Origin of the sequence: Agrococcus sp. HG114 (genome assembly GCF_024723325.1) — a bacterium.
Lineage (GTDB): Bacteria > Actinomycetota > Actinomycetes > Actinomycetales > Microbacteriaceae > Agrococcus.
Map to the genome: position 1 here is coordinate 1 of NZ_JANQCH010000108.1, position 7,826 is coordinate 7,826.

Sequence of the window (7,826 nt, forward strand, 5' to 3'; positions counted from 1 at the left end):
ACGCTGCCCCGCCCGCTCCACTCGCGGTACGTCGAGGCCTTGCGGCCCGCGTGCGCGAGCTGCATCGCGGGCACGGCGCCGTGCGCGCGGATGCGCTCGGCGATCGGCGCCCACGCCGCGGCCTGCTCGTCGGTCCAGATGCCGGCGTCCTGCGGCGAGATGCGCCCCTCGGGCACCACCGCGGCCGCCTCGGTCATCACGAGCCCGGCGCCGCCGCGCGCGAACGAGGCGAGGTGCTCCCGGTGCCAGTCGTGCACGATGCCGTCCTCGCGCTCGCACGAGTACTGGCACATCGGCGACACCCAGGCGCGGTTCCGCACCCGGATGCCGCCGACCTCGACGGGCGTGAAGAGCAGGCTCACGCCTGCGGACCCGTCGGCACCTCGAAGTTGAACACGCCCTCGTCGAACGCGTTGTAGGCGGCGTAGTCGTTGAGCTCGTACAGCCGCGCGCGGGTCTGCATGCGCTCGACGGCGCCCTCGAGCGTGCCGGTCTCCTTGAGCAGCTCGAGCTCGCGCTCGATCGCGCCCATCGCGATGCGCAGGAGCGACACCGGGTGGATCGCGATGTTCACGCCGACGTCCTCGAGCTGCCGGTGCGTGAAGAGCGCGCTCTTCCCGAACTCCGTCATGTTGGCGAGGATCGGCACGTCGACGGCCTCGCGGATCGCCGCGAACTCCTCGAGCGTCGCCATCGCCTCGGGGAAGATCGCGTCGGCGCCGGCGGCCTCGAGGGCCTTCGCGCGGTCCTTCGCCGCCTCGAGCCCGGAGACCCCGCGGATGTCCGTGCGGGCCATGATGACGAGGTCGCTGTCGCGTCGGGCGGCGACCGCGGCGGCGATGCGCTGCACCGCAGCGTCGAGCGAGACGACCTCCTTGCCGTCGAGGTGGCCGCACCGCTTGGGGTTGACCTGGTCCTCGAGGTGGAGGCCCGCGACGCCGGCGTCCTCGAGCTCGTGCACCGCGCGCGCCACGTTCATCGCCTCGCCGAAGCCGGTGTCGGCGTCGATGAGGGTCGGCAGGTCGGTCATGCGCGAGATCTGCCGACCGCGCTCGGCGACCTCGGTGAGCGTCGTGAGCCCGATGTCGGGCAGGCCCAGCTCGGCCGACATGACGGCGCCCGAGATGTAGGCGCCCTCGAAGCCGAGCTGCTGGATGAGGGGCGCCGTGAGCGGGGTGAACGCTCCGGGGAAGCGCTGCAGCCTCCCCGAGGCGAGCCCGGCGCGGAGCGCCTTGCGCTTCTCGTTCGGCGTGACGCTCGAGGAGAGCACTAGAAGAGGCCCTTCGTCGTGCCCGCGTCGACGGTGCCGGCGGGGGCGACGAGGTTCAGCTGGCGCACCTCGTCGACCGTGAGCTCCGGCAGCCGCTCGACGAGCGCGAGGAAGCGGTCGATCTCGGCGGGCTCGATGATGCCCTGCGAGAGCGTGCGCAGCTTCTGCACGTACTCGGCCCGGCCGAACGGGCGCGCGCCGGCCGGGTGCGCATCCGCCACCGAGATCTCGTCCTCGATCGTCTCGCCCGAGGTGAGCGTGATGACGATGCGGCCGCCGAACGCCTTCTTGTCGGGGTCGGGGTCGTGGTAGCGCTCGGTCCACACCGGGTCCTCGAGCGTCGTGATCTTGTTCCACAGCTCGACCGTGTCGGGCCGGCTCGCGCGCTCGGGCGCGTACGAGTCGACGTGGTGCCAGCCGCCGTCCTGCAGCGCGACCGCGACGATGTACGGGATCGAGTGGTCGAGCGTCTCGCGGCTCGCGGTCGGGTCGTACTTCTGCGGGTCGTTCGCGCCCGAGCCGATCACGTAGTGCGTGTGGTGGCTCGTGTGCAACACGATCGAGGCGACGTTCGCCGGGTCGCGCAGCTCGGGCCGCTCGGTGCCGAGGCGGCGGGCGAGGTCGATCCACGCCTGCGCCTGGTACTCGGCCGAGTGCTCCTTCGTGTAGGTGTCGAGGATCGCGCGCTTCGGCTCCCCCGGCGCGGGCAGCGGCACCTGGTAGGCGCCCTCCCAGCCGTCGAGCAGCCACGCGATGACGCCGTCCTCGCCCTCATAGATCGGCACGGGGCTCGTCTGGCCGCGCATCGCCCGGTCGACCGCCTCGACGGCCATCTTGCCCGCGAACGCGGGCGCGTGCGCCTTCCACGTCGAGATCTCGCCCTTGCGCGACTGGCGCGTGGCGGTCGTCGTGTGGAGGGCCTGGCCGACGGCCTGGAAGATCGTCTCGGCGTCGAGGCCGAGCATCGTGCCGATGCCCGCGGCGGCCGAGGGGCCCAGGTGCGCGACGTGGTCGATCTTGTGCTTGTGCAGGCTGATCGAGCGGACGAGGTCGACCTGGATCTCGTAGCCGGTCGCGATGCCGCGCACGAGCGCCGCCCCGTCGCATCCGACGTGCTGGGCGACGGCGACGATGGGCGGGATGTTGTCGCCCGGGTGCGAGTACTCGGCGGCGAGGAACGTGTCGTGGAAGTCGAGCTCGCGCACCGCGACGCCGTTCGCCCACGCGGCCCACTCGGGGCTCACGCGGTCCTCGACGCCGTAGACGGCGGCGCCGGGCTCGTACGGGTGGCGCTGTGCCTGCTCGCGGGCCGAGACGACGGGCTTGCGGTTGAGGCTCGCCGCGGCGACCGCCGCGTTGTCGATGATGCGGTTCGCGATCATCTCGACGACCTCGGCCTCGACCTCGACGGGGTCGACCGCGACCTGCGCGATCTTCCAGGCGAGCTGCTCCTCGCGGGGCAGGTTCTCGGCGGACTTCCGGGCGCGCACCTCGTGCGTGATCATCTGGTCTCCTCGGGTTGGCTGGTCGGGTGCTCGGCTACTGCTCGCGCCGCGCGTCGGCGTCGACCGTCTCCAGCATGGTGGTTCTCGTGAGCTTGCGCCTGTTGAGGGCGCGGATGAGCGCGGGCAGCGTGAGCACGACGGCGAGCGTCAGGTACACGATGACGGCGAAGGGCGAGGCGATGAGCGTGAGCGGGTCGCCCGCGGAGATGTCGAGCGCGCGGCGCAGCTGCAGCTCGGCGAGCGGGCCGAGGATCGCGCCGACGACGACGGGCGCGATCGGGAAGCCGAACCGGCGCAGCAGGTAGCCGACGACGCCGAGCACGATGAGCAGCAGCACGTCGAACGACGCGCCGTTGACCGCGTAGGCGCCGAGCAGCGCGAACGTCGCGATGCCCGCGAACAGGTAGGGCTTCGGGATCTTCAGCAGCTTCACCCACGCGCCGACGAACGGCAGGTTGAGCACGAGCAGCATGAGGTTGCCGATGAGCAGGCTCGCGATGAGGCCCCACACGAGGTCGGACTCGGTGCGCAGCAGCGCCGGTCCCGGCTGGAGCCCGTACTGCTGGAACGCGACGAGGATGATCGCCGCGGTCGCCGAGGTCGGGATGCCGAGCGTGAGCAGCGGCACCATCGTGCCGGCGGCGTTCGCGTTGTTCGCGGCCTCGGGGCCCGCGACGCCCTCGATCGCGCCGTTGCCGAACTCGGCCCGGCGCTTGCCCTTCGCGAGCCGCTTCTCGAGCGAGTACGACAGGAAGGTCGGGATCTCGCTGCCGCCGGCGGGGATGACGCCGAGCGGGAAGCCGATCGCCGTGCCGCGCAGCCACGGCTTCCACGAGCGGCGCACGTCCTCGCGCGTCATCCACGTCTGGCCCTTGATCGACTCGACCGCGTACTTCGACGAGGTCTGGTGCGCGACGACGTAGAGCACCTCGCCGATCGCGAAGAGCGCGACGATGAGCACGACGACGTCGATGCCGTCGAGCAGGCGCGGCAGGCCGAAGGTGAGGCGGTCCTGGCCGGACTGGAAGTCGATGCCGACGAGGCCGATCGTGAGGCCGAGCGCGAGCGACGTGAGGCCGCGCAGCGGCGAGCCGCCGACGAGCGCGCCGACGGTGAGGAAGGCGACGACCATGAGCGCGAAGAAGTCGCGAGCGCCGAGCTGCACGGCGATGTCGACGATGCCGGGCGCGAACAGCGCGACGAGCACGGTCGCGATCGTGCCCGCGATGAACGAGCCGATCGCGGCGGTCGCGAGCGCGGCGGCGCCGCGGCCCGCGCGGGCCATCTTGTTGCCGTCGATCGCGGCGACGATCGACCCCGACTCGCCGGGGGTCTTCAGCAGGATCGACGTGGTCGAGCCGCCGTACATCGCGCCGTAGTAGATGCCGGCGAAGAGGATGAACGCGCTTGCGACGGGCATGCCGTACGTCATCGGCAGCAGGAGCGCGATCGTGAGCGCCGGACCGATGCCGGGCAGCACGCCGATCATGGTGCCGACGAAGGCGCCGAGCAGGGCGAAGAGCAGGTTCTGGAGCGTGAACGCGACCGTGAACCCGTGGAGGAGTCCCTCGAGTCCTTCCATCACAGGATTCCCGTCAGGATGCCTGCCGGCAGCTGGATGCGCAGCAGCAGGGTGAAGAGGTAGAAGACGCCGAGCGAGAGCACGACGGCGATGCCGATCGTGAGGAGCCAGCGCTTCGCGCCGGTCGCGACGGCGACGGCGACGAACGTGATCGCCGCGGCGATCGGGTAGCCGAGCACGTCGACGGTGAGCGCGAAGAGCACGAGGGCGGCCGCGGTGAGCGCGAGCTGCCACCAGCGCAGGTGCGCGGTGTCGACATCGCCCTCGGCCGCATCCGGGTGCCCGAGCCGGCCGCGGAGCACCTGCACGACGAGCAGCGCCCCGAGGAGGGCCGTGAGGCTCCCGACGATGATGGGGAACTGCCCTGCGCCAAGGCCGGAGGCGGAGGTCGAGGCGGGCTGCGAGAGGCCGTCGAGGATCGTGATGACGCCGATCGCGATGACCGCGAGGCCGATGAGCAGCTCGGGCCAGCGGCGCCGGGGCGCCGGCTCGTCCGCGGGGGGCACGAGCAGCCCGGGCGCGGGGATCGCCCCGGGGCCGGGAGCCGCGTGCGCGGCCCCCGGCTCCGAGGCGATCGGCTCGTGCGTCACTGGACGACGAGGCCGAGCTGCGAGAGGACGCCCTCGACGCGGGTGTTCTCCTCGTCGAGCCACGCGTCGAACTCGTCGCCGGCGAGGAAGAGGTCGGCCCAGTCGTTCGTCTCGAGCTGCTCGGCCCACGCGTCGGACTCGACGACCTCGGTCACGACCTGCACGTACTGCTCGCGCAGCTCGTCGTCGATGCCGCCCGGGGCCATGATCGAGCGCCAGTTGGCGAACTCGAGGTCGGGGTGGCCGATGTCCTCGACGTTCTGCACCTCGATGCCCTCGACCGGCTCGGTGCTCGAGATGAGCAGCGGGCGCAGCGTGCCCTCGAGGATCTGGTCGCGGAACTCGCCGATGCCGGCGATGCCGGCGCTCACCTGGTTGCCGAGGAGCGCCGTGGTCGCCTCGCCGCCGCCCGAGAAGGGCACGTAGTTGAGCGAGCTCGGCTCGATCTCGTACGCCTCGGCGAGGAGGCCCAGGAAGACGTGGTCGGCGCTGCCGGCCGAGCCGCCCGCGATCGGGACGGCGCCCGGGTCCTCGGCGATCGCGGCCATGAGGTCCTCGATCGACTGGATCTCGGAGGCCTCGGGCACGACGATGACCTCGGCCTCGCCGATGAGGCGCGCGATCGGGGTGATGTCATCGAGCGAGACGCCCGTCTCGTTGGTGAGGACGCCGCTCATCATCGCGAGGCCCGACGCCATGAGCACGCCCTCGCGACCCGGGTTCGAGGCGACCTGCGCGAGCGCGACGGTGCCCGAGGCGCCCGGCACGTTCGTGACCGTGATCGACTCGGCGAGCTCGGCGCTCTCGAGGGCCGTGCCGAACGCGCGCGCCGTCTGGTCCCAGCCGGAGCCGGGGTTCGCCGGCGCGATGATCTCGATGCGGCCGAGGCTCTGCACCTCGGCGGCCTCGGTCTCGCCTGGGGCGGCGCTGCCGCTCGTGGTGGGTGCCTGGCCGGCGGTGGTGCAGCCCACCAGCGCCATGCCGACCGCCGCGACGACTGCCGCGACCTTGACGTGCTGCTTCACGTTCACTCCCTCGTGATTCGCTCCTGCGACGCGTCCGTGCGCCGCCCTGCAGGGATACTTGCATACAGATATCCACTTTGGCGAACGGTGTGTCATCATGGCGCCGTGGACACCGCTGTTCGAGGACGACGCGAGGGCCGATCCGTCGCGTACGACCGGATCCGGGCCGGCATCGTCGACCGCTCGCTCGCCCCTGGGTCCGTGCTCTCGGCGCCGGACCTCGCCGACCAGCTCGGGATGTCCCGCACTCCGGTGCGCGAGGCGCTCGCGACCCTGACCGCCGAGGGGCTCGCCGTCAAGCTGCCCTCCAACCGCACGATCGTCGCGCCCGTCTCGCTCGAGGAGCTCGAGCACGTGTACGACGTGCGGGCGCGGCTCGAGGGCCTCATCGCGAGGGATGCCGCGAAGCGCGTGACGCCTGCGGACGAGCAGGTGCTGCTGCGGCAGGTCGCGCTCATGGACCGGCTGCGCGACGACTACCTCGAGGTCGTGCGCATCGGGGCCGCGTTCCACGACCACCTGCGCGTCATGAGCGGGAACGAGCTCGCGGGCAGCCTCCTCCACATCGTGCGCGCGCACGTCGACCGCTACCGGGAGCTGACGACCGAGCAGCCCGGTCGCAGCGGCCACGCCGCCGACGAGCACCGGCAGGTGTGCGAGGCGGTGCTCTCGGGCGACCCCGACCTGGCCGAGCGCGTGATGCGCGAGCACATCGAGCAGGCGCACGCGGTCGCGATCAGGCTCGCCCGGCCGGTCGTCGAGGGCTGACCGGCGCGACCCGAGCGATCGGGCCGCGGCGAGCGGATGCGGAACGTTGCGCGATCGTTACGGCCTCGCGCCCCTCCTCACTGTCGCAGCGCCGCTGCACCGGCGAGACTGCAGAGGAGTGCGCCGCCGCCCGGGCGCTGTCGTCGAGAAGGGTCCGTCATGCGTCGTCTTGCTCCCGCTGTCACGCTCGCCGTCGTGGCGCTCGCATTCGCCACTGGGTGCAGCCGCGCGGACACGGGTGCGCCCTCCGCGACCGGCGCGGCCCCCGCTCCGAGCGCATCCGCTGCACCCACACCGAGCAGTGCGTCACCGACGCCCGCGTCCAGCCCCTCGCCCTCCGCAACAGCGAGCGACGGCGCCGCGATCAGCGACTCGCCCCGGTGCGCCGACGCGGTCGCGATCGACCCGGAAGCCGCCTACACGGTCAGCTGGGGCGGCACCTACGAGGACCAGCTCGCGAGCGCCCAGCCACGGGCCGGGTTCGCCCCCGCGGGGATGTTCGAGTCCAGCCGCGTGCTGTGCACCATGCAGTACCGGCTGCCCCTCGACGGCGGCGCGGACGCCGTGGGCGCCTTCGCGGTCGCCTATGTGCGCGACACCGCCGTGCGCGCCCAGGTCGAGGCGTGGGCCGAGCAGCAGGGGCTCGTCCCGCAGCAGACGGAGGACGCGGCCCTCTACTTCACCGCGACTGGCGACGACGGTGTGATCGTGCTGGTCGAGCAGGCCGGGCCGAGGCTCGACGAGCATGCGCGGATCACCGGCCTCGACCTCGAGCCCGCCGACCTGGTCGTGACGCACCGGTCGGTCGAGCCGCGGTCCTGAAGCCCGCAACGCGGGTTCTCCGGACGCGGCGCAGCCAGCGGCTTCGATCACGCGTGCTGCGATGCAGGGGAGCGCGGTTCGTTACCGGATCGTTGCGGCGCGGCCGCCCGCATCGCGGTGCGGGCGGTGAGGATGTGTCGAAGCGCGTCGATCGCGCTCGTCACGGAAGGCTCCCATGGCTCCGAAGCCGCTGCTGCTCCTCGCCGCGCTCGCCGCGGCGGCCGCGCTCGCCGCGGCGGCCGCGCTCGCGCTGAGCGGCTGCGC

Annotated in this window: 7 protein-coding genes and 1 pseudogene; 2 read left to right on the forward strand and 6 right to left on the reverse strand. The window is 72.4% G+C overall.

The window, feature by feature from the left end; genetic code table 11:
* From NWP09_RS10070 to NWP09_RS10095, 6 genes and pseudogenes are all read right to left on the reverse strand, one after another.
* A pseudogene (locus tag NWP09_RS10070) lies at window positions 1-362 on the reverse strand (oxidoreductase); the annotation flags it as partial.
* Window positions 359-1,270 carry a methylisocitrate lyase gene (gene prpB / locus NWP09_RS10075; RefSeq protein WP_258275379.1) on the reverse strand — a complete coding sequence of 304 codons (912 nt, stop codon included), beginning with the start codon at window positions 1,268-1,270 and terminating at the stop codon, window positions 359-361. The pseudogene NWP09_RS10070 and the gene prpB, both read right to left, overlap by 4 nt.
* Window positions 1,270-2,775 carry an MmgE/PrpD family protein gene (locus tag NWP09_RS10080; RefSeq protein ID WP_258275380.1) on the reverse strand — a complete coding sequence of 502 codons (1,506 nt, stop codon included), beginning with the start codon at window positions 2,773-2,775 and terminating at the stop codon, window positions 1,270-1,272. Before NWP09_RS10080 ends, prpB begins: the two co-directional genes overlap by 1 nt.
* A 34-nt stretch (window positions 2,776-2,809) precedes the next feature.
* The gene (locus NWP09_RS10085) at window positions 2,810-4,357 is read right to left on the reverse strand and encodes a tripartite tricarboxylate transporter permease (protein WP_258275381.1); all 1,548 of its coding nucleotides are present in this window, start codon (window positions 4,355-4,357) and stop codon (window positions 2,810-2,812) included.
* Window positions 4,357-4,947: a tripartite tricarboxylate transporter TctB family protein gene (locus NWP09_RS10090; protein ID WP_258275382.1), complete on the reverse strand. Its 591-nt coding sequence runs from the start codon at window positions 4,945-4,947 to the stop codon at window positions 4,357-4,359. The genes NWP09_RS10085 and NWP09_RS10090 overlap by 1 nt, the downstream gene beginning before the upstream one ends.
* Window positions 4,944-5,972, reverse strand: coding sequence for a tripartite tricarboxylate transporter substrate binding protein (locus NWP09_RS10095; RefSeq protein WP_258275383.1), 1,029 nt, complete (start codon window positions 5,970-5,972; stop codon window positions 4,944-4,946). The genes NWP09_RS10090 and NWP09_RS10095 overlap by 4 nt, the downstream gene beginning before the upstream one ends.
* Window positions 5,973-6,077: 105 nt before the next feature.
* Here NWP09_RS10095 and NWP09_RS10100 point away from each other — a divergent pair, with 105 nt between their 5' ends.
* On the forward strand, window positions 6,078-6,740 hold the full coding sequence (locus tag NWP09_RS10100) for a GntR family transcriptional regulator (protein WP_258275384.1): 663 nt from the start codon (window positions 6,078-6,080) through the stop codon (window positions 6,738-6,740).
* Window positions 6,741-7,235: 495 nt separating this feature from the next.
* Window positions 7,236-7,562, forward strand: a complete 327-nt coding sequence (locus NWP09_RS10105; protein ID WP_258275385.1) for a hypothetical protein — start codon at window positions 7,236-7,238, stop codon at window positions 7,560-7,562.
* The last annotated feature ends 264 nt before the right edge of the window (window positions 7,563-7,826 follow it).